The following is a 20,169-nucleotide window of genomic DNA, read 5'->3' on the forward strand; positions in this document are numbered from 1 at the left end:
TCTATGAGTGAGCAATCCTCCGTGGGAGGCTGCGTGGACAGCGAACCAAATTCGGTTTATATTCGGTTCTATCTAGGGGGAATGGGTATGAGGCTGAGCGAGAGAGTAAAGCCCATCAGCTATCTCAAGGCTGAGGCGGCGCAGATCGTAAAGGATCTGGAGGACACGGGGGAGCCGTTGGTGATTACTCAAAACGGCGAAGCGAAGTTGGTCGTGCAGGACGTTCGCTCGTACGAGCAGACGCAGCAAATGATCGCAATGCTGAAACTGCTCGCGCTAGCGGAGAAGGACGTTGCGTCCGGGAATTGCCGGGAGGCGTCCGACGTGTTCGATGAACTCGACGAATTGGACGAGAGGGAGCGCGGTTCCTGATGCCGGTTCGCAGCGTTAAGCTCACAGGAACCGCTCAGATATCGCTCAGGTTGCTACGCGAAAATGTTAAGAAGCGGTTTGGCGAGTCAGCATGGGCGCAAACGAATCAGCGGTTGAGGCGAACCATCGATACGTTGCGACAGTATCCACTCAGTGGCACCGCGGTGCAGGAGGTGGAACAGCTAGGCGGACTCGGATATCGGCAGGCCATCAGCGGCATGAATCGAGTGATTTATAAGGTCGACGACGAAACGATCTATGTGGCATACATCATGGGTAGCCGCCAGGACCTGCAAAAGCTCGTCGATACACTCGTGCTGATGACATGACGTTACGTCGCAACTAGATCGTCATGGTTGCGCGGGGCTCGCACTGACGAGCACCGCACGCAGCACCGTGTCCTTGATCACGTCTCGCCAATGCGCGAGCGCGGCCTTGTCCATCAGCGGCTCGCCGAGAAACGCGCTCAGCGTGTGCTGGTTGGCGTTGTAGAAATAGCCCAGCGACGCAATGATGATGTAGACGTCCCGCGGCTCGACTTCCGGGCGGAACACGCCCTGCGCCTTGCCCGCATCGAGTACGCGTCGCACGACGGAGATCGCATACCCCGATATCTCCTTGAGCTTCGATGATTTTTTCGAATGCTTGCCCTGATGCAGGTTCTCGCTCGAGAGCAGGGTGACGAATTCCGGATGGTCGAGGTAGTACTGCCAGACGAACTCCACCATCTGTGCGAGCGCGCGCGCGGGGTCGTCCAGGTCGAGATCGAGCCGGCTTTCCGCTTCGTTGAACTGCGTGTAGATCGTCTCCAGCACTTCGATGAACAACTGCTCCTTGCTACCGAAGTAGTAGTAGATCATCCGATCGTGCGAGCGGGCCGCCTTCGAGATGCTGTCGATGCGGCCGCTCGCGTAACCTTGCTTGGCGAACACCTTGATGGCGGCCTTCAGGATCTTGGCGCGCGTATCCTGCGCCTGCTTCGCGCGTATGCCGAGCGCACCGGGCTTGCGTACGGCAGTGGTAGTCATGATCGGTCTCTGTCGATGGATGTTGTCGTTGCTTCGTTCGTTCGAGCGCGCCGCGCGGGATTCGCGCGGCGCCGCCATCATAGCGTTTCTCCCCGACCGGCTTCGGCAGGCCCGTGCGGCCGATCAGCCCCGCGTCAGTCGAACACCGGAGAATCGACGCCGAGTACCTTGTGCAGCTTCGTGCTGGTCGTGGTGTACTGCATGTGAATCTTGCGATCCGGGAAAATATAAGCGGCGGCACCGAACGCGGCAAGCGCCGCCTCGTGAAAGCCCGACAGGATCAGCTTCTTTTTGCCTGGATAGGTATTGATGTCGCCCACCGCGAAGATGCCCGGCACGTTCGTCTCGAACTTCTCGGTATCGACGCGAATCTGCCGGCGCTCGATGTCGAGCCCCCACTGTGCGATCGGGCCGAGTTGCGGCGACAAGCCGAAGAATACGAGCAGGTGGTCCAGTTCCAGCGTGCGCGTGACGCCGTCGCCGCACGTCACTTTGAGCCGCCGCAGCAGATCGCCTTCGTCCTCGAAGCCCGTGACCTGGCCCGTGAGGCACTGCATGCGCATGTCGTCGCAGAGCGCTCGCATCTTCGCAACCGAAGAAGGCGCCGCGCGGAACTCGTCGCGCCGGTGCACGAGCACGACGCTTTGCGCGATATCGACGAGATTCAACGCCCAGTCGAGCGCCGAGTCGCCTCCGCCGCAAATCACGATGTCCTTGTCGCGATAGCGTTCCGGGTCCCGAACCCGATAAAACAGTTGCCGTCCGTGATGGCGGTCGATGCCGCTCACTTTGAGCGTGCGTGGCTGGAACGAGCCGACGCCGCCCGCGATGAACAGGGCCTTGGCGATGAATTCGGTGCCCTTGCTCGTGCGCACGAAAAAGCGCCCGCCACCCTGCCGGTCCACGATCTGCACTTCTTCGCCGAGATGAAACGTCGCACCGAACGGTTCGATTTGCCTCATCAGGTTGTCCGCGAGCTCCCGACCGGTACACGTCGGCACCGCGGGAATGTCGTAGATCGGCTTGTCCGGATACAGCTCGACGCACTGACCGCCAACGACGGGCAGCGAGTCGATCACATGTGCCTTGATTTCGAGTAGACCCAGCTCGAATACTTGAAACAAGCCGACCGGCCCTGCACCGACGATCAATGCGTCGGTTTCGATGGGCGTTGGCGGTTCGGCATGCGTCGTGTGCTGGATGGGGTGATCGACGACTTCGTTCATGTAGTGACTCCTCGAAGAGGTGGAACTGCAAGTGGAAGTGGAACAACGAGCTTCATCGGCTGGTGTCCGGACATCGGCCGTCGCGGTGGGGCACGACAAGGCTCCTTTCGCGAGGCGTCGCGCGGCGCGGGCGGTCATTGCGCCGCAACATCAGGGGCTGCGCGGCTACTCGGCCGGAATCGTCACGAAAAAAAGCACCCGGCGGACGTTGCGCAGTCTATTTTGATCGAGTAGTGTTCAGTCATGTTTGATGTAGCGGATACTACACGAACGGTAAGTGACCGCAACATTTTTCAAAAAGCGCAAACTGGCCGATGAGCGAAAACGCCCTGAATCAGGACATTTCGAGCGGCCGGCGCAGGCCCGCGGCGGTGTCGTTGTCAGAGGACGTCACGATGACGGAACATACGAAGGTCGATTTTGGTGCGGAGCGCGTCGACAACGACGTGGCGTCGACGCCTGGGCCGACCGTGCTCGAAAAGGCCGTGCCGCGCAGCGAGCGCATGGCTGCGAACAAGATCGAATGCAATGCCTGCCCGGTGTTGTGCCAGATATCGGCCGGCCGCACGGGAGCGTGCGATCGCTACGCCAATGCCGATGGCCGGCTGATTCGCGTCGATCCGGTCTTGTTTCTCTCACGGCAGACGCGCGCCGAGGCAACGGCTGCACTCTCCGGCACGGTCGAGCCGTTCGACACGTCATCGCCCGCTGAGGGCGCTGGGATCGCTGAGGTCGCCGAGCCTGGCCGAGACGCCGGCGACCCGCCCTTCGTCACGGGTGTCGGCGCCTCGTCGACCTATCCTGACTACAAGCCCGCACCGTTCATCGTGTCGTCGAAGTCGAACGGCGTCGATATGGTGACGGTCGTGACGGAGGGCATCTTCAGCTATTGCAGCTTCAAGGTGAAGATCGACACCGATCGCTTTCTCGGGCCCGAGCAGTCGAACGTGCGCTGCAAGGGCGAAATCGTCGGTCACGTGACGACGGCCGAGTACGGGTCGCAAATGCTGAGCCTCGGCGGCGTGCATCATCTGACGGGCGGCAGCAAAAAAGAAGGGCGCGTGACCTGCGACATGATGCAGGCGCTCGGCAACAAGGAAGCCGTCGAATTCGAAATCGACGGTGGCACGAAGCTCGTGATCCGAGCCGGCGCGGCGCCGATCGTCGATGGCGTCGAGGAAGCGCGGATGCGGGTCGGCTGCGGCTCCGCCACGATCGGCATCTTCGCGAAGCAGTGGTACGGGCACGTCGACGAAGTCGTTGTCGTCGACGATCACATCACCGGCGTACTGACGGAGCACCAGGCCGGCCGCTGCCTCGGCATGACGGATTCGGGCCTGAAGATTCGCGGCCGCAAGTCGACGCCGGGGCGCTATTTCCAGGTTGCCAATCCGGGCACCGGCTGGGGCGGCACCGACATTCAGGACCCGCTGGCGATCGTCGAGGGGTTCGATGCGTCCAAGGCCCGTCCGGGCATGCGCATCCTGATGGTGTCGACGACGGGCGAACACGCACAGTGGTACGTGCTCGACGAGCATCTCGTGCCTCGCGTCGCACCGATGCCCGAGGCGGTGCGCAGCACGGTCGAGCGGATCGGCGAGAATTGCGAGCCGTCGCTCGCAACCGTGCTGTTCATCGGCGGAGCAGGAGGCAGTCTCCGGGCCGGCGCGACGGAGAATCCGGTGCTGCTCACGCGCGCGATCAAGCGGCAGCTCGTCAATGTCACCTGCGGCGGCGCGCCGGCCTACGTATGGCCCGGCGGCGGCATCACCGTCATGGTCGACGTCGCTCGCATGCCGGACGGCTCGTTCGGCACGGTGCCCACGCCGGCGATCGTCGCGCCGATCGAGTTCACGATGCGCTACGATGCGTATCGCGATTTGGGCGGGCATCTGGATGCGGTGCGCGCGCTCGAGGAAGTGCTCGCGCGCGGGCCGTCTCACCTCGAAGGCGCGCCGCTCGGCAAGCGCTTGCTCGCGCGCCATCCCGACAACCCGTGGCCGCTCGTGACGCCGCCTATGCTCGGATGATGCGATGACTGCTCGACGCACGCGCTACGACGACGGCCGCTGGCATCTGCAGCATGGGCCGATCGACCTGATCATCGATGCCGACGGCGATCCCGACGCGGTGAGGGCGGCGCACGAAGCGTGCTGGATGCGTTTTACCGGCGTGCTGGAGGAACTCGTGCGGGAACTGCCATTGCTGCGCGCGCCGATCGCGCAAGCCGCGCGGGCCGTCGATTGCCCGTGCGAAGGGGCAATCGCACGGCGCATGTGGCTCGCGTGCCACGCTCATCGAGCGCGGTTCATCACGCCGATGGCGGCCGTGGCAGGCAGCGTTGCCGACGAGTTGATCGATGCGTATGCCCGCGAAGGGATCGTGCGCGCATACGTCAACAACGGCGGAGACATTGCGCTTCATTTGGCGACGCAACCGGCGGTCGATGCCCGCTATACGATCGGCGTGTTCGCGGACATCGCGCGCTTCGACGCGGCTCAACTGGCGGACGGCGATGCGTCGCCGCTGGAGGCGCGGCTTGCGCTGCACGCGCAGCAGCCGGCGCGAGGCGTCGCGACGAGCGGCTGGCGCGGCCGCAGCTTCAGCCTCGGCATCGCGGACAGCGTGACGGTGCTGGCACGCGACGCGGCGAGCGCCGACGCCGCCGCGACGATGATCGCCAACGCCGTCGATTTGGGCCATCCCGGTATCGTTCGACGCCGCGCATCCTCGCTGAAGGACGACAGCGACCTCGGCGATCGGCTCGTCACGGTCGACGTGCCACCGCTGCCGCTGCCGCTGATCGACTTCGCGCTCGAGCGCGGTGTGCAAGAAGCGCTGCGTCTTTCCGACGCTGGCATCATTGAGGGCGCGGCGTTGTTCCTGCAGAGGCGCGTGCGCGTCGTTGGCGCGGGCGTTGCCGAACTTGCCGATGCCGCCGCCCATCACCGATTCACCCGAAATGCAGCACCGATCGACCTGACGGAGGTTCCGTGTTCGAGATCCGCCGCGTGCTGACGCACGTCGAAGACATCTTTCATGAGTTCGGTCCCGCGCCGGCTCGGCCGCAACGGCGCGGCGCCATCGCCGCGGTGCTCGGCAACCCGTTCGCGGGCCGCTACGAGCGCGAGATTCAGCATGCGATGGATGCGTTGAAGCCGATCGGGCTCGACATGGCGCAACGGCTACTCGCCGCGATGGCCGTGCCGCACGGCGCGATCGAAAGCTACGGCAAAGGCGCGATCGTCGGCGCGGCGGGCGAGCTCGAGCATGGCGCGCTGTGGCACGTGCCGGGCGGCTATGCGATGCGCGAGCTGCTCGAGAAGCACGGAGTGCCGACCAATGCGATCGTGCCGTCGACGAAAAAGGTCGGCCCGCCCTCGGCCATGCTCGACGTGCCGCTCACGCACGTCAACGCGAGCTACGTGCGCAGCCACTTCGACGCGATCGAAGTGCGCGTGCCCGGTGCGCCCGCGGCGGACGAACTCGTCTACATTCTCGCGATGAGCACCGGCCAGCGCGTGCACGCGCGCGTCGGCGGCCTCGCGAAGGAGGCGATCGTCGGCAAGGATGGCCTGCGCTGACGCTGCCGGCGCCACGCGCATAGGATGCTCGAGAAACAGCACAATGCGGTACATACCGTACATACAGGACGAACGGAGAGCGAGATGGCAATCAAGCTTCGCAAGCTGATCGTGCAGGTCGACGAAACGCGCATCGAGATGGGGCAGACGGTCGATCCGCCGGTGCGCCGCGCGGTCGCGATCGCGGTGATCGAGAATCCCTATGCGGGACGCTATGAGCCGAAGCTCGATGCGCTGATCGATGCCGGCGAGGAACTCGGTGGTCTGCTCGGCAAGAAGTGCGTCGAAGCGCTCGGCATCGAACCCGGCGCCGCGCAGAGCTACGGCAAGGCGGCCATCGTGGGCGAGGCCGGCGAACTGGAGCATGCGGCGGCCATCTTGCATCCGAAGCTCGGCGCACCTTTGCGCGCGGCGGTCGAGAAGGGCGCGGCGCTCGTGCCGTCCGCGAAGAAGATCGGCACGCTCGGCACCGCCATCGACGTGCCGCTCGGACACAAGGATGCGGCCTTCGTGCGCAGCCACTTCGATGCGATCGAGGCGCGCGTGGCCGATGCGCCGCGCGCGAACGAGATCGTCGTCGCAGTCGCGGTGACGGCGGGCGGTCGGCCGCTGCCGCGCATCGGCGGGCTGCAGGCGGGCGAGATCAAGGGCGAAGATGGTTTGCGCTGAGCGCGACGATCGGGCCGAGCGTGCAGTGCCCGCGGCGGGCCGCGCACGCGTGTTGCGGTAAGCCGCTGGGGGCAAGATGCTTTCGAATCTGCTGGTACAACTCGTGAACGGCCTTGCCGATGCCTCGTCGCTATTTTTGGTGGCGGCGGGGCTCTCGCTGATTTTCGGCGTCACGCGCATCGTCAACTTCGCACACGGCTCGTTCTACATGCTCGGGCTGTACGTCGCATACAGCATCACGAGCCGCTTCGGTGCGACGACGGGGGGCTTCTGGCTGTCGGTGCTCGCGGCGGCGCTCGTCGTCGCGGTGCTCGGCGCGCTCGTGGAAATCGTCGTGCTCCGGCGTATCTATCAGGCACCCGAGTTGTTCCATCTGCTTGCCACATTCGCGCTCGTGCTGATCTTGCGCGACGGCGCGTTATGGCTGTGGGGGCCGGACGATCTGTTCGGTCCGCGCGCGCCGCATCTGGCGGGCGCCGTGCGGCTGCTCGGCCATGAGTTGCCCACCTACGACATCGCGCTGATCGTGATCGGCCCGCTCGTGCTGCTCGCGCTCTGGTATGCGCTCACGCGCACGCGCTGGGGCACGCTCGTGCGAGCGGCGACGCAGGACCGCGAAATGCTCGGCGCGCTCGGCATCAACGAAGCGTGGCTCTTCACGGGTGTGTTTTTCGTGGGCGCCTTTCTCGCGGGGCTCGGCGGCGCGCTGCAGGGGCCGCGCATGTCCGCGAATCTATCGCTCGATCTCGACACGATCGGCAATGCATTCGTCGTCGTCGTGGTCGGGGGGATGGGCTCGATTCCGGGAGCCTTCGCCGCCGCGCTGCTGATCGCGGAGATCAAGGCCCTGTGCATCGGCATTGGGCACTTGACGCTGTTCGGCATCGATTTGTCGTTGTCGCGCTTCACGCTCGTGGCCGAGTTCGTCGTGATGGCCGTGGTGCTCGTCGTGCGGCCGTGGGGTCTGTTCGGCCGTCCGAGCACCGCCGTGCGCAGCATCGGTGCGCCCGACATGCCGTTGCGTCCGGCGGGCAAATCGCTGAAGACGCTCGCCATCGCGATCCTCGTCGTGCTCGCCGTGGCCCCGGTGGCGGCCGCCCGCTTTCCGTACATGCCGGTGCTGCTGATCGAGATTCTGATCGCCGTGCTGTTCGCTGCCAGCCTGCACTTCATCATGGGGCCGGGCGGCATGCATTCGTTCGGGCATGCGGCGTACTTCGGGCTCGGCGCATACGGCGCCGCGCTGTTCCTGAAGGTGCTGTCGCTGCCGATGGAGGCTGCGCTGCTGCTCGGCCCGCTGCTCGCGTTCGCGGGGGCGCTCGCGTTCGGCTGGTTTTGCGTGCGGCTCTCGGGCGTTTACCTCGCGATGTTGACGCTCGCGTTCGCGCAGATCGTCTGGTCGGTCGTGTTCCAGTGGGACGACGTGACGGGAGGGAGCAATGGCATTCTCGGATTGTGGCCGGCGAACTGGTTGTCATCGCCGGTCGCCTATTACTACGCGACGCTCGTGCTCGTGGTGGCGGGCGTCTGGCTGCTACGCCGCATGCTCTTCTCGCCGCTCGGCTATGCGATGCGCGCGGGGCGCGACTCGACGCTGCGCGCGGAGGCGATCGGCATCGACGTGAAGCGCGTGCAATGGGCGGCGTTCGTCGTCGCCTCGCTGTTCTGCGGGCTCGCCGGGTCGCTCTATGCCTTCTCGAAGGGGACGATCTCGCCCGAGGTGATCAGCGTGGGCCGCTCGATCGATGGGCTCGTGATGGTACTGCTGGGCGGGCTGCAGACGCTCGCCGGGCCGATCGTCGGCGCAGCCGTATTCACCTGGCTGCAGGACACCGTCGCGCGGCAGACCGACTACTGGCAGGCGTTGCTCGGCTTCGCGATCCTGGTGCTCGTGATCGCGTTTCCTCAGGGGATCGCGGGCTTCGTGCAGGACCGCTTCGGCGATCGTTTCGACGACCGCTCGGGCCGCAACGGGGCAGGGGCGGACGAACCCGTGCGCGGGCAATCGGCGGCGCCCGGCACGGCCGCGAAGGAGGGATTATGAGCCTGCTCACGGTGTCCGGATTGTCGAAGACCTTCGGTGGACTGAAGGCGGTCGATGACGTGTCGTTCACGCTCGCGGCGGGGGAGCTTTTGGCGCTGCTCGGCCCGAACGGCGCGGGCAAGTCGACGTGCTTCAACATGGTCAACGGCCAGTTGCGTCCGTCCGCCGGTTCGATCCGGCTCGACGGCGCGGAGCTCGTCGGGCTGCGGCCGCGCGAGATCTGGCGCAAGGGCGTGGGCCGTACGTTCCAGATCGCGGCGACGTTTAATTCGATGACCGTGCTCGAAAACGTGCAGATGGCCCTGCTTTCGCGCGAGCAGAAGCTCTTCGGCCTATGGACGCCGGCGTCGTCGCACTACGCTCACGAGGCGATGGCGCTGCTCGAGCAGGTCGGCATGAGCGCCGACGCGCATCGCGCGTGTGCCGTGCTCGCCTATGGCGACGTGAAGCGCGTCGAGCTGGCGATCGCGCTCGCGAACCGGCCGAGGCTGCTGTTGATGGACGAGCCGACCGCGGGCATGGCCCCGAAGGAACGCAACGAGCTGATGGCCCTCACGCGGCGTTTGGCCATCGAGCGCGACATCGGCGTGTTGTTCACGGAGCACAGCATGGACGTGGTGTTCGGCTGCGCCGACCGCATGATCGTGCTCGCGCGCGGCAAGCTGATCGCATCGGGCAGCGCGGACGAGATCCGCAACGACGCACGCGTGCAGGAAGTGTATTTCGGCACGGGCAAGACATTCCGCGCGCACCCCGTGCTCGACGGAGGCGATGGCACGAACGGAACCAACGGCGCATCGCAGGGAGGGCGGGCATGAATGCGATGAACGAGGCAACGGTGAGCGCGGTACGAGAGTCCGTATTGAAGGTGAGCGGCCTGAACGCGTTCTACGGCCGCGCGCATATTCTGTTCGACGTCGGCTTCGAGGTCGGGCGCGGCGAGGTCGTCGCGCTGATGGGCCGCAACGGTGCGGGCAAGTCGACGACGATGAAAGCGGTGATGGGACTGCTCGCGCGTCGCGAAGGCCGCGTGCAGTTCCGTGGCGAAGACATCAGCCGCCAAGCGCCGTACCGGATCGCGCGCATGGGGATGGGTTTCGTGCCCGAGGACCGGCGCGTCTTCGCCGATTTGACCGTGATGGAAAACCTCGACACGGGCCGCCAGCCGCCGCGCGACGGCGCGCCGCAATGGACGCCCGACAAGCTGTTCCGGCTTTTCCCGAATCTCGGCGAGATGCCGGATCGGCCCGGCGGCCAGATGAGCGGGGGCGAGCAGCAGATGCTCACCGTGTCGCGCACGCTGATGGGCAACCCGTATCTCGTGTTGCTCGACGAGCCGTCGGAGGGCGTCGCGCCCGTCATCGTCGAGCAGATGGCGAACATGATTCTCGAACTGAAGCGCGAGGGTTTGTCGATCCTGCTGTCCGAGCAGAATCTGCACTTCGCCGAACTGGTGAGTGATCGCGCGTACGTCTTGGAAAAAGGGCAGATCCGTTTTTCAGGTTCGATCAGCGAACTTTCACGGAACGAAACGGTGCGACGCGCTTACCTGAGCGTCTAGCGGCGGCATGGCGCGCGATCGGCGCGAACGATTCATGCAGCGGTTGCAGAGGAAAAGGAGAGTCAGATGGCGGCAGAAACGTTGACGGGCACGTCGGGCAAGGTGGTGGTCAAGAGCATCGGTTTGCTGCTGTCGGGCGACATCGACGAACCGATCCTCGACGCCGACACGATCGTCATCGACGACGGCGTGATCACGGCGATCGGCAAGGAAAAGGACTGCGACATCGGCGGTGCGCGCACGACCATCGATTGCAAGGGAACGGCGGTGGCGCCCGGACTCATCGATTCGCACGTGCACCCCGTGTTCGGCGATTGGACGCCGCGCCAGAATCAGATGGGCTGGATCGAATCGAACCTGAACGGCGGCGTCACGACGATGATTTCCGCGGGCGAGGTGCACTTGCCCGGGCGGCCGAAGGACGTCATCGGCGTGAAGGCGCTCGCGATCACGGCGCAACGCTCGTTCGACGCCATGCGCGCCGCGAACGTCGGCGGCGGCGTGAAGGTGCTCGCGGGGGCGCCGGTGATCGAGAAGGGCATGGTCGAGAGCGACTTCAAAGAGCTGGCGGATGCGGGCGTCAAGCTGCTCGGCGAAGTCGGGCTCGGCAGCGTAAAGGCCGGTGACGAAGCGGCACAGATGGTCGCATGGGCGCGCAAATACGGCATTCAAAGCACCATCCATACAGGCGGCCCCTCGATTCCCGGCTCCGGCCTGATCGGCAAGGACATCGTGCTCGAAGCCGACGCGGACGTGATCGGGCACATCAACGGCGGCCACACGTCGCTGCCATACCGGCACGTATGCGATCTATGCGAACAATCGAGCCGAGCGCTCGAGATCGTCCACAACGGCAACGAAAAGATCGCACTGCTGACGGCACGCCACGCGATCGAGCTCAAGTGTCCGCATCGGATCATTCTCGGCACGGACAGCCCTGCCGGCTCCGGCGTGCAGCCGCTCGGCATCTTGCGGATGATCGCGCTGATTTCGAGCCTCGCGGACGTGCCCGCCGAAATCGCATTTTGCTTCGCCACCGGCAATACCGCCCGGCAGCGCAACCTGCGCCAAGGGCTGATCGAAACGGGGCGGCCGGCGGATCTCGTGTTCATGGACCGCGCGCAGCACACCGCGGCGAACAACCTGCTCGAGAGCGTGCAGCTCGGCGATATTCCCGGCGTCGGCATGGTCATGATCGATGGCCTCATCAAGTGCCGCCGCAGCCGAAACACGCCGCCTGCCACCGAAGTGCCGGTCGTTGCCTGAGCCAGCCGTGACACGCGAATCGCACGACACAGAATCGCACCGCACGGAACCGCACCGACCGCACCGATGAATCGCACCGCGCCCCTGACGCTCGACGTGAACGGCACCCGATACGAACTGGCCGTCGATCCCGACACGCCGCTGCTGTTTCTGCTGCGCAACGACCTTGCGCTGAACGGCCCGAAGTATGGTTGCGGGCTCGGCGAATGCGGCGCGTGCACGGTATTGCTCGACGGTGTGCCCACGCGTTCGTGCGTGACTTCTGCGCGCGTTGCGCAGGGACACGCGATCACCACGCTCGAAGGCCTCGGCACGCGCGATGCGCCGCATCCGGTTCAGCAGGCATTCATCGACGAGCAGGCCGCGCAATGCGGCTATTGCCTGAACGGCATGATCATGACGACCGTTGCGCTGCTCGCGCGCGATTCCGATCCCGATCTCGCGACGATTCGCCGTGAGCTGCAGCGCAACCTGTGCCGCTGCGGCACGCATATCGAGATTTTGCGCGCGGTGCAGCGCGCGGCGCAGCTGTTGCGCGAGCGCAGCACCCTTGCGCTCACCGATGCGAGAACCGAAGCCGACGCGGCACGCGTGCCGCTCGACATCGGGGCGGCGGCCCGCACGCCGACTGGAGCGCAGCGATGAACGCCCCCGCTCATGGCGCACGAGGGCGGCAAGGCGCGCGGGGCATGTCGCGCGAACAGCTTGCCGTGGCGACAGGCGTGCTGATCGTGAGCCGTCCGCCGCCACCGCTCGTGAAGCCCGCGATCGGGCAGCCGGGCTCGCGCTCGACCTACGCACCGACCGAAGCGGAGCCGTTCGTCGCGGTGCATGACGATGGCGGCGTGACTGCATACAACGGTCACGTCGATCTCGGCACGGGCATTCAGACGGCGCTCGCGCAGATCGTCGCCGAAGAGCTCGACGTGCCGCTCGAAAGCGTCTCGATGGTGCTCGGTCATACGCGCGACGCGCCGAACCAGGGGCCGACGATCGCGAGTGCGACGATTCAGATTTCGGCTGTGCCGCTGCGGCAGGCCGCAGCGCAGGCGCGGCAGTACCTGGTGGGCGAGGCCGCTGTCCGGCTGGGCGTCGATGCCGAGACGCTGAGCGTGCGCGACGGCATCGTGCATCCGCGCGACGGCGACCCATCGGCGGGAATCCCCTACCGGGAGCTGGTGGCGGGGCGGCGCATCGAACTCACGCTCGCGGCCGATGCGCCGCTGAAATCGCCCGACGCCTACCGGATCGTCGGCAAGGGCGTGCCGCGCGTCGATATTCCGGCGAAGGCGACCGGCGAATTGACGTTCGTGCACGATGTCAGGGTGTCCGGGATGCGCCATGGCAGAGTCGTACGGCCCCCCTATGCGGGCGTTGCGCAGGGCGGTTTCATCGGCAACAGTCTGTTGGACGTCGACGAGCGCTCGGTCGCCGATCTGCCCGGGGGCGTCGAAGTCGTCGTCATCCGCGATTTCGTCGGTGTGGTTGCGGAGCGCGAGGAGATCGCCGAGCAAGCCGCGCAGCAGTTGAACGTGCGCTGGAAAGCGGTCGAAGGGCTGCCGAGGCTCGGCGATACGCACGAGGTCGAGGCTGCCCTGCGTGCGAATCCCGCTACGCGGCGCGAACTCGTCAACCGCGGCAATACCGATGCAGCGCTCGCGGCGAACCGTACGCTCGAGCGCACTTACGTTTGGCCCTATCAACTGCATGCGTCGATCGGTCCCTCGTGCGCAGTCGCTCACTATGCCGGCGATACCGTGAAGATCTGGTCCGGCACGCAGAATCCGCATTCGCTGCGCGCGGACCTCGCGTTGCTGCTCGGCCTCGACGAAACGAAGATCGAGATCGTTCGGATGGAGGCCTCGGGCTGTTATGGCCGCAATTGCGCGGACGACGTCGCGGCGGATGCGGCGCTGCTGTCGCGCGCGACGGGCTTTCCGGTGCGCGTGCAGCTCTCGCGCGCGGACGAGCATGCGTGGGAGCCGAAGGGCGCCGCGCAATTGATGGACGTGCGCGGCGCGCTGGCCGACGACGGCACGCTGGCCGCCTATGACTTCGCGACGCGCTATCCTTCGAACGATGCGCCGACGCTCGCGCTGCTGCTGACCGGCGCGATCGATCCAACGCCGCAAGTGTTCGAGATGGGCGATCGCACCGCGGTGCCGCCCTACGATTACGAGGCGATGCGAATCGTCTGTGACGACACGCCGCCGATCGTGCGCGCGTCGTGGTTGCGCGGTGTATCGGCGTTGCCCAATACGTTCGCGCACGAATCGTTCATCGACGAGCTGGCCGCCGAGGCGGGCGAAGATCCGGTTGCGTTCCGGCTGCGGCATCTGAGCGACCCGCGCGCCATCGATCTCGTGAAGGCGACGGCCGAACGTGCGGGCTGGGCGCCGCGCCCGCCCGCGTTCACGTTGGCGCCGCAGGAGGGCGGCGATCCCGACGTCGCGCGAGGCCGCGGCATCGCCTATGCGCGCTACGTACACAGCCGCTTTCCGGGCTTCGGCGCGGCGTGGTCGGCATGGGTCGCGGACATCGAGGTGAATCGCAAGAGCGGCGAGCTCGCGGTGACGCGCGTGGTGGTCGGCCAGGATACCGGCATGATGGTGAATCCGGACGGCGTGCGGCACCAGATTCACGGCAACGTGATTCAGGCGACGAGCCGCGCGCTGAAGGAGCAGGTCTCGTTCGGCGGCCACGAAGTGACGAGCCGCGAGTGGGGCGCGTATCCGATTCTGACGTTCCGCGAAGTGCCGGTGATCGAGGTCGTGATGATGCCGCGTCACGGCGAACCGCCGATGGGTACGGGCGAGTCGGCTTCACTGCCCGGCGCGGCCGCGATCGCGAATGCGCTTTACGATGCCACGGGCGTGCGCTTTCGCCGTCCGCCGTTCACGCCGGAAACGATCCGCGCGGCGCTCGCGGACGACGGCGCCGATAACGCCGCGAGGGAAGCGGCCGATGCCGAACGCACCGCACGCCGCGCCCACTGGAAAAAGCGTTTTGGCTTGGGCTTGTTCGGCGCGTTGGCCGCGGGCGCGGCCGGATGGCTCGGCGCGCTTGCCTTCGCGCCCGCGCCGATTGCTCCGATCCCGCCGCCGCTCGCGAGTTCGTTCGCTCCGGAGCTCGTCGCTCGCGGCAAGCTGCTTGCCTCGCTCGGCGACTGCGCCGTCTGTCATACCGCGCGCAACGGCGTGCCGAATGCCGGCGGCCGGCCGCTCGATACGCCGTTCGGGACCGTGTACAGCACGAATATCACGCCCGATGAGCGGACGGGTATCGGCAATTGGTCGTTCGAAGCGTTCGTGCGCGCGATGAGGCAGGGCATCCATCGCGACGGCCGGCATCTGTATCCGGCGTTTCCCTATACGTCGTTCCAGAACGTCTCTGACGACGATTTGCGCGCGCTTTACGCTTACCTGATGTCGCAGGCGCCCGTTCGCACGCACAACGCGCAGACGAAGCTCGCCTTTCCGTTCAGCGCGCGGGCCCTGATGGCCGGCTGGAACGCGATGTTCCTCGCACGCACCGCGTTCGCCGCGCAGCCCGCGCAAAGCGTCCAATGGAATCGCGGCGCCTATCTAGTCAACGGGCTCGGCCACTGCGCGGAATGTCATTCCCCGCGCAACGCGTTGGGCGCGCAGCGGGGTGGCCTTGCGTTCCTCGGCGGCGGCACGGTGGATGGCTGGGAAGCGCCTGCGCTGACGACGCTCTCGCGCGCACCGGTGCCGTGGACCGAGAACGAATTCTTCAGCTATTTGCGGTACGGTCATGCGCCGCTGCATGGCGTTGCGGCGGGGCCGATGGCGCCCGTCGTCGGCGAACTGGCGGCGCTGCCCGATTCCGACATCCGCGCAATGGCGCATTATCTCGCGTCACTGAACCCGTTGCCGGCGAATGCGCGCTCACCGAGCTATGCGCAGGATCTCGCGCGCGAGTACGAGACGGCGGCGAACGGCAAGATTGCGCTCGACAGTCCGGGTGCGCGTCTCTTCGACGGCGCATGCGCAGCTTGCCATCATACGGGCGACGGGCCGCAGCTCTTCGGTGCGCATCCTTCGCTCACTTTGAATACGAACTTGCATAGTGCTGTCCCGGACAACTTGATTCGAGTGATTCTCGATGGCATTGCCGCGCCTTCGCGCCCGGAACTCGGTACGATGCCGGGCTGGCGCGACAGTTTCGACGACCGGCAGATCGCCGATCTCGTGCGTTTCATGCGGCAGCGCTATGCGGGCGGCGCGCCGGCCTGGCGGAACGTCGAGGCGACGGTTGCGCGAATCCGTACCGAAGGGGCGCCGGAATGAGCGGCGCAAGGATGTAAGTCTGCAAGGATGTAAGGCTGTTTACTGACTACTGACAAGGAGAAACACATGACCACGCGCGCAGGGTGGAAGTCCTGTCTGACCCAACTGGCCGTCTCGCTCACGTTGTCGGCGGCCGCCGTCGGCGCGTTTGCGCAGCAGACCATCAAGATCGGGGAGATCAACAGCTACAAGGCGCAGCCCGGGTTTCTCGGGCCGTACAAGAACGGCTGGAACCTTGCACTCGAGCAGGTCAATGCGGCCGGCGGGGTGCTCGGCAAGCAGTTGGAAGTGGTCTCGCGCGACGATAACGCGAATCCGGGCGATGCCGTTCGCGCCGCGCAGGAACTCGTCTCGGGCGAGCAGGTGCAATTGCTCTTCGGCGGGTTTTTGTCGAACACCGGCCTTGCGGTGACCGACTTCGCGAAGCAAAAACACGTGTTCTACCTTGCCGCGGAACCGCTCACGGACAAGATCGTCTGGCAAGACGGCAACAAGTACACGTATCGTTTGCGGCCGTCCACCTATATGCAGGTGGCGATGCTGGTGCCGGAAGCCGCGAAGCTGCACAAGAAGCGCTGGGCGCTCGTCTATCCGAACTACGAATATGGTCAGTCCGCGGTGGCGACGTTCAAGAAGCTGATGAAGGCAGCGCAACCCGACGTCGAGTTCGTCACCGAGCAGGCAACGCCGCTCGGCCGCATCGATGCCGGTGCGGTGACGCAAGCGATCGCGGATGCGAAGCCCGACGCGATCTTCAACGTGCTGTTCGCTGCCGACCTCGGCAAATTCGTCCGGGAAGGAAACACGCGCGGCCTGTTCAAGAACGTGTCGGTGGTGTCGCTGCTGACGGGCGAGCCGGACTATCTCGATCCGCTCGGCGCCGAAGCGCCGACGGGCTGGATCGTGACGGGCTACCCGTGGTACGCGATCAATACCGAGGCGAACAAGAAGTTCGTCGCCGCGTATGAGGCGAAGTACCACGACTATCCGCGCCTCGGTTCGGTGGTGGGCTATTCGGCGATGATGTCGCTCGCGGACGGCATCAAGAAGGCCGGATCGACCGATCCCGACAAGCTCGCTGCCGCATTCAAGGGGCTCAAGGTCGACACGCCGTTCGGGCCGATCATGTACCGCCCGCAAGACAATCAGTCGACGATGGGGGCATACGTCGGCGTGACGGGTCTGAAGGACGGCAAGGGCGTCATGACGTCGTTCCGCTACGTGGACGGTGCGAGCGTGCAGCCGTCCGACGCCGAAGTCGCGAAGATGCGTCCGGCGGATTGAGGGGGGAAGGGGGCGGCCTGTTCGCTGCTGGACAGCGGCGTCGGCATGCTCCCCAACCGGGCCGTCGCGGGTGGGGCTTGGACAGGGGGGCGGGTCTCGGTGCGGCGGCTTTACTCGGAGTTATTTGCGTGGGATAATTATCCCGGACAAATAATTGTGACTAATCCGTCGTGTCCTACCATCGCACAGCGCTGGCCGAAGAGATGGCCCGGCAGATACTCCGTCCTCATGGCTTGATGGAAACGCCGCTCCAGGCGGGCGTCTTCCTGTCGGGACCGCGTCGAATCGGCAAGACCACCTTCGTGCGACAGGATTTGATCCCGGCGCTGCAGAGCCAGGGCGCGATCGTCGTCTACACCGACCTATGGAGCCAGGTCCAGGCCAACCCTGCGGATGTCGTGACAGGCGCGGTCCAGCAGACCATCAAAGCACTGCAAACGCCGGCGTCGGATCTGTTCGGGCGAATCGCTCGGCAGCTCAAGCGTGTCTCTCAGCTTGACGTCGCCGGCGCGGGCTTCAAATTCGGGTTCAAGCTCGATCAGATGGGCAAGCCTGCCGGCCCGACGTTGGCTCAGGTGTTCACTGAACTGGTCGAGAAGACACGCACGGATGTCGTGCTCATCATTGACGAGATCCAGCATGCGATGGGCAGCACCTCCGGCAATGACCTGCTGCTTGCGCTGAAGGCCGCCCGGGACGCGGTGAATCTACGCCCGGACATGCCGGGGCGACTGTGCATCATCGGTACCGGGTCGCACCGTGCGCAAGTGCAGGAGATGGTCATCCGCGGCAACCAGGCCTTCCAGGGCGCATTTTCCCAGCCGTTCCCCTTGCTGGGCGAAGAATACGTTGCCTATGTGCTGGATCAGACGAGGAAGCAGTTGGCCGGCCGTTCGCCCACATTGCCGGCGGCGGTCAACGCGTTCGAGCAACTGGGCAGCCGGCCGGAGGAACTGCTCAAGGCCCTGATCGCGCTGCGTGACAGCCCTGCGCATCTCGAGCCGGACGCGCAACTGCCCATCATCGTACAGGCGCTGCGCCAGTCCGCCGCCGATATCGAGATCAACCGGGCCGAGGGACTAGGCGACCTGGCCGTAGCCGTGTTCAACCGGATCTGCCAGAGCGACGCCCCCGCGGGCGGGCTTTACGCCGCCCAGACCGTCAAAGCGTTAGCGGCGGAGATCGGTACGCCCGTGTCGCAGAGCGCGGTACAGAACGCGCTTCTGGCGCTCACGGATGCAAACCTGGTGATGTCGGTAGGCAAGGGGAAATACGACGTGACCGATCCGTTCGTCAAGACGGCATGGCGCGATTCTCGTGGCCTGGCGGCCGCGCTGGGCCTTAACGATGCCTAGTTCGCTCAATACATGGCCGGCGCAACGGTGGCGCCGGGAATCCCATGACGTTCCAATGCCTCGGCAACGAATCCCGATACTTTCATTTCTTCGACAAACCGAGAAAGCACGGCCGCCGCTGCGTCGTCCCGGCTCTTCGGCGCACCCATCGTTTGGCGAATGACCCGCCAGAATCGGGTTGCCGAGGTTGATCGGGGCGCGCAGCTTGCCCTTTGGCGTAAAAGCGGTAATGACTGATCGATGTTCATGAGCAGTCCGTGCGACTGTGATCCGGCCGCATACAGGTGTCGGAATCACGTCGAGAGTCGTCCCTGGCGGTGTACCGGCGGCTAGCGATCCCGAAGGTCAAAATGTAGCGACGTCTGGTCCTTGATTTGCATGAGAGAAAAGCTGCTATGAAGGCCAGCTACGCCAGGAAGATTTCGTAGTTTCTGCGTTAGCACAGACGCGTAGTGGTCGAGCGACTTCGAGAGCACGATAAGAACAAAGTCGTCCGGCCCCGACGTGGCATGACACAGCACAATCTCCGGGGTGGCCTGCACAGCCGCCCCAAAGCGGATGGCCGTCTCCTCGTCGTGCTTGTCTACCCTGATCGACACGAAGGCAAGAACGTCGTACCCGAGCATCCGGCGATTCAGGCTCGCATGGTAGCCCTGAATCAACCCGTCCTCTTCAAACTTTTTCAACCGTCGCCAGACCGGCGAGTGAGAGAGATTGACGAGCGCGCCGAGTTCAGTCGTTGTGGTTCGACTGTCTCGCTGGACTGCTTCGAGAAGAATACGATCCGTTGCGGTGAGGGGTTCCATAAATTTTAACCAAGATATGCTTGAATGAGTTAAATTTTATCAACAACTAGCCAATAGTGCGAGAAAACGGACAAGTTTTATCGGGTATCTCTGCGTAAGATGTTCACACGTAAAGCAACGGAGAAACCGAATGTCCTGGCAGCTTCTCGCTCCTGCGGAGCTTGAGCGGGAGTACAGTCCGAGTTCAAAGACGGGTGGTCGATACCAGGCCTTCATGGATCAGTACCGGGCGCGCAGTCTTGATGCGCGGTCGACCATGCGGCTGCTTCCCGACCTGCGGTACGGCGAGCGGGCCGCCCATCGTCTCGACTTTTTCCCCGCGTCCGTTCCCCATGCGCCTGTCGTGCTCTTCATTCATGGGGGGTACTGGCAGGAGCTTTCAAAGGACGATTCAGCGTTCGCTGCGCCGGGCATTCATTCGAATGGCGTCGCGTACTGTGCTGTTGGATACGAGTTGGCTCCGCACAGTGCCGTTCGCGACATCGTGGAACAGTGCGTCAATGCGATCAGCTGGCTGCACCGGAATTCCGACCGTCTTCAGATCGATCCGACGAGGATCATCGTCGCCGGCAGCTCCGCTGGCGCCCATCTGGCCGCGATGTCGGCGCTGCGTCTGCGCACGAATCCAGTCACGCGAGACATTGTCCGAGGCTTGGTCCTGTTG

Annotated in this window: 18 protein-coding genes and 1 pseudogene; 15 read left to right on the forward strand and 4 right to left on the reverse strand. The window is 65.0% G+C overall.

Annotation, left to right across the window (positions count from 1 at the left end):
* Nucleotides 1-33: 33 nt before the first annotated feature.
* Nucleotides 34-372: a type II toxin-antitoxin system Phd/YefM family antitoxin gene (locus ACTHNZ_RS24375; protein WP_440545161.1), complete on the forward strand. Its 339-nt coding sequence runs from the start codon at nucleotides 34-36 to the stop codon at nucleotides 370-372.
* On the forward strand, nucleotides 372-701 hold the full coding sequence (locus ACTHNZ_RS24380; RefSeq protein WP_440545162.1) for a type II toxin-antitoxin system RelE/ParE family toxin: 330 nt from the start codon (nucleotides 372-374) through the stop codon (nucleotides 699-701). Before ACTHNZ_RS24375 ends, ACTHNZ_RS24380 begins: the two co-directional genes overlap by 1 nt.
* A gap of 21 nt (nucleotides 702-722) precedes the next feature.
* On the opposite strand, the gene ACTHNZ_RS24385 is transcribed toward ACTHNZ_RS24380, so the two are convergent.
* Nucleotides 723-1,400 (reverse strand): TetR family transcriptional regulator, encoded by a 678-nt coding sequence (locus ACTHNZ_RS24385; RefSeq protein ID WP_440545163.1) that lies wholly within the window; start codon nucleotides 1,398-1,400, stop codon nucleotides 723-725.
* Between the two features lie 134 nt (nucleotides 1,401-1,534).
* Nucleotides 1,535-2,626 carry an NAD(P)/FAD-dependent oxidoreductase gene (locus ACTHNZ_RS24390; RefSeq protein WP_440545164.1) on the reverse strand — a complete coding sequence of 364 codons (1,092 nt, stop codon included), beginning with the start codon at nucleotides 2,624-2,626 and terminating at the stop codon, nucleotides 1,535-1,537.
* Between the two features lie 395 nt (nucleotides 2,627-3,021).
* Here ACTHNZ_RS24390 and ACTHNZ_RS24395 point away from each other — a divergent pair, with 395 nt between their 5' ends.
* The 12 genes from ACTHNZ_RS24395 (at nucleotide 3,022) to ACTHNZ_RS24450 (ending at nucleotide 18,699) form a co-directional block, all read left to right on the forward strand.
* Entirely contained in the window at nucleotides 3,022-4,656 is a 1,635-nt protein-coding gene (locus tag ACTHNZ_RS24395; protein ID WP_440545178.1) for a 6-hydroxynicotinate reductase, read from the forward strand.
* A gap of 4 nt (nucleotides 4,657-4,660) precedes the next feature.
* Nucleotides 4,661-5,644 (forward strand): UPF0280 family protein, encoded by a 984-nt coding sequence (locus ACTHNZ_RS24400; RefSeq protein ID WP_440545165.1) that lies wholly within the window; start codon nucleotides 4,661-4,663, stop codon nucleotides 5,642-5,644.
* Nucleotides 5,620-6,210: an amino acid synthesis family protein gene (locus tag ACTHNZ_RS24405; protein WP_440545166.1), complete on the forward strand. Its 591-nt coding sequence runs from the start codon at nucleotides 5,620-5,622 to the stop codon at nucleotides 6,208-6,210. Before ACTHNZ_RS24400 ends, ACTHNZ_RS24405 begins: the two co-directional genes overlap by 25 nt.
* Before the next feature lie 84 nt (nucleotides 6,211-6,294).
* A complete protein-coding gene (locus ACTHNZ_RS24410; protein ID WP_440545167.1) occupies nucleotides 6,295-6,879 on the forward strand; it encodes an amino acid synthesis family protein in 585 nt (194 codons plus the stop codon).
* 76 nt (nucleotides 6,880-6,955) lie between these two features.
* A complete protein-coding gene (locus tag ACTHNZ_RS24415; RefSeq protein WP_440545168.1) occupies nucleotides 6,956-8,923 on the forward strand; it encodes an ABC transporter permease in 1,968 nt (655 codons plus the stop codon).
* The gene (locus tag ACTHNZ_RS24420) at nucleotides 8,920-9,741 is read left to right on the forward strand and encodes an ABC transporter ATP-binding protein (RefSeq protein ID WP_440545169.1); all 822 of its coding nucleotides are present in this window, start codon (nucleotides 8,920-8,922) and stop codon (nucleotides 9,739-9,741) included. Before ACTHNZ_RS24415 ends, ACTHNZ_RS24420 begins: the two co-directional genes overlap by 4 nt.
* 5 nt (nucleotides 9,742-9,746) lie before the next feature.
* A complete protein-coding gene (locus ACTHNZ_RS24425; RefSeq protein WP_440545179.1) occupies nucleotides 9,747-10,484 on the forward strand; it encodes an ABC transporter ATP-binding protein in 738 nt (245 codons plus the stop codon).
* Nucleotides 10,485-10,550: 66 nt separating this feature from the next.
* A complete protein-coding gene (locus ACTHNZ_RS24430) occupies nucleotides 10,551-11,750 on the forward strand; it encodes an amidohydrolase family protein (protein ID WP_440545170.1) in 1,200 nt (399 codons plus the stop codon).
* 66 nt (nucleotides 11,751-11,816) lie between these two features.
* Complete coding sequence (locus ACTHNZ_RS24435) at nucleotides 11,817-12,395, forward strand: (2Fe-2S)-binding protein (protein ID WP_440545171.1); 579 nt, start codon at nucleotides 11,817-11,819, stop codon at nucleotides 12,393-12,395.
* Nucleotides 12,392-16,060 (forward strand): molybdopterin cofactor-binding domain-containing protein, encoded by a 3,669-nt coding sequence (locus ACTHNZ_RS24440; RefSeq protein ID WP_440545172.1) that lies wholly within the window; start codon nucleotides 12,392-12,394, stop codon nucleotides 16,058-16,060. Before ACTHNZ_RS24435 ends, ACTHNZ_RS24440 begins: the two co-directional genes overlap by 4 nt.
* A gap of 66 nt (nucleotides 16,061-16,126) precedes the next feature.
* The gene (locus ACTHNZ_RS24445) at nucleotides 16,127-17,344 is read left to right on the forward strand and encodes an ABC transporter substrate-binding protein (protein WP_440545173.1); all 1,218 of its coding nucleotides are present in this window, start codon (nucleotides 16,127-16,129) and stop codon (nucleotides 17,342-17,344) included.
* Between the two features lie 236 nt (nucleotides 17,345-17,580).
* The gene (locus ACTHNZ_RS24450; protein WP_440545174.1) at nucleotides 17,581-18,699 is read left to right on the forward strand and encodes an ATP-binding protein; all 1,119 of its coding nucleotides are present in this window, start codon (nucleotides 17,581-17,583) and stop codon (nucleotides 18,697-18,699) included.
* Between the two features lie 5 nt (nucleotides 18,700-18,704).
* Here ACTHNZ_RS24450 and ACTHNZ_RS24455 read toward each other — a convergent pair.
* A pseudogene (locus tag ACTHNZ_RS24455) lies at nucleotides 18,705-18,863 on the reverse strand (ABC transporter substrate-binding protein); the annotation flags it as partial.
* Nucleotides 18,864-19,028: 165 nt separating this feature from the next.
* The gene (locus tag ACTHNZ_RS24460) at nucleotides 19,029-19,505 is read right to left on the reverse strand and encodes an Lrp/AsnC family transcriptional regulator (RefSeq protein ID WP_440545175.1); all 477 of its coding nucleotides are present in this window, start codon (nucleotides 19,503-19,505) and stop codon (nucleotides 19,029-19,031) included.
* A 130-nt stretch (nucleotides 19,506-19,635) separates the two neighbouring features.
* On the opposite strand from ACTHNZ_RS24460, the gene ACTHNZ_RS24465 reads away from it, so the two are divergent.
* Nucleotides 19,636-20,169, forward strand: a 534-nt coding sequence (locus ACTHNZ_RS24465) for an alpha/beta hydrolase (RefSeq protein ID WP_440545176.1), incomplete at its 3' end; no start/stop codon positions are given.

It is taken from the genome of Trinickia sp. (assembly GCF_051953955.1).
Taxonomy (GTDB): Bacteria; Pseudomonadota; Gammaproteobacteria; order Burkholderiales; family Burkholderiaceae; genus Trinickia.

Bases quoted from the DNA above. Each gene is read 5' to 3' on its own strand.
- ACTHNZ_RS24440 (WP_440545172.1), top strand. From the start codon at position 12,392: ATGAACGCCCCCGCTCATGGCGCACGAGGGCGGCAAGGCGCGCGGGGC.
- ACTHNZ_RS24395 (WP_440545178.1), top strand. From the start codon at position 3,022: ATGACGGAACATACGAAGGTCGATTTTGGTGCGGAGCGCGTCGACAAC.
- ACTHNZ_RS24460 (WP_440545175.1), bottom strand. From the start codon at position 19,505: ATGGAACCCCTCACCGCAACGGATCGTATTCTTCTCGAAGCAGTCCAG.
- ACTHNZ_RS24400 (WP_440545165.1), top strand. From the start codon at position 4,661: ATGACTGCTCGACGCACGCGCTACGACGACGGCCGCTGGCATCTGCAG.
- ACTHNZ_RS24390 (WP_440545164.1), bottom strand. From the start codon at position 2,626: ATGAACGAAGTCGTCGATCACCCCATCCAGCACACGACGCATGCCGAA.
- ACTHNZ_RS24415 (WP_440545168.1), top strand. From the start codon at position 6,956: ATGCTTTCGAATCTGCTGGTACAACTCGTGAACGGCCTTGCCGATGCC.
- ACTHNZ_RS24445 (WP_440545173.1), top strand. From the start codon at position 16,127: ATGACCACGCGCGCAGGGTGGAAGTCCTGTCTGACCCAACTGGCCGTC.
- ACTHNZ_RS24430 (WP_440545170.1), top strand. From the start codon at position 10,551: ATGGCGGCAGAAACGTTGACGGGCACGTCGGGCAAGGTGGTGGTCAAG.
- ACTHNZ_RS24435 (WP_440545171.1), top strand. From the start codon at position 11,817: ATGAATCGCACCGCGCCCCTGACGCTCGACGTGAACGGCACCCGATAC.
- ACTHNZ_RS24420 (WP_440545169.1), top strand. From the start codon at position 8,920: ATGAGCCTGCTCACGGTGTCCGGATTGTCGAAGACCTTCGGTGGACTG.
- ACTHNZ_RS24410 (WP_440545167.1), top strand. From the start codon at position 6,295: ATGGCAATCAAGCTTCGCAAGCTGATCGTGCAGGTCGACGAAACGCGC.
- ACTHNZ_RS24380 (WP_440545162.1), top strand. From the start codon at position 372: ATGCCGGTTCGCAGCGTTAAGCTCACAGGAACCGCTCAGATATCGCTC.
- ACTHNZ_RS24450 (WP_440545174.1), top strand. From the start codon at position 17,581: ATGGAAACGCCGCTCCAGGCGGGCGTCTTCCTGTCGGGACCGCGTCGA.
- ACTHNZ_RS24425 (WP_440545179.1), top strand. From the start codon at position 9,747: ATGAACGAGGCAACGGTGAGCGCGGTACGAGAGTCCGTATTGAAGGTG.
- ACTHNZ_RS24385 (WP_440545163.1), bottom strand. From the start codon at position 1,400: ATGACTACCACTGCCGTACGCAAGCCCGGTGCGCTCGGCATACGCGCG.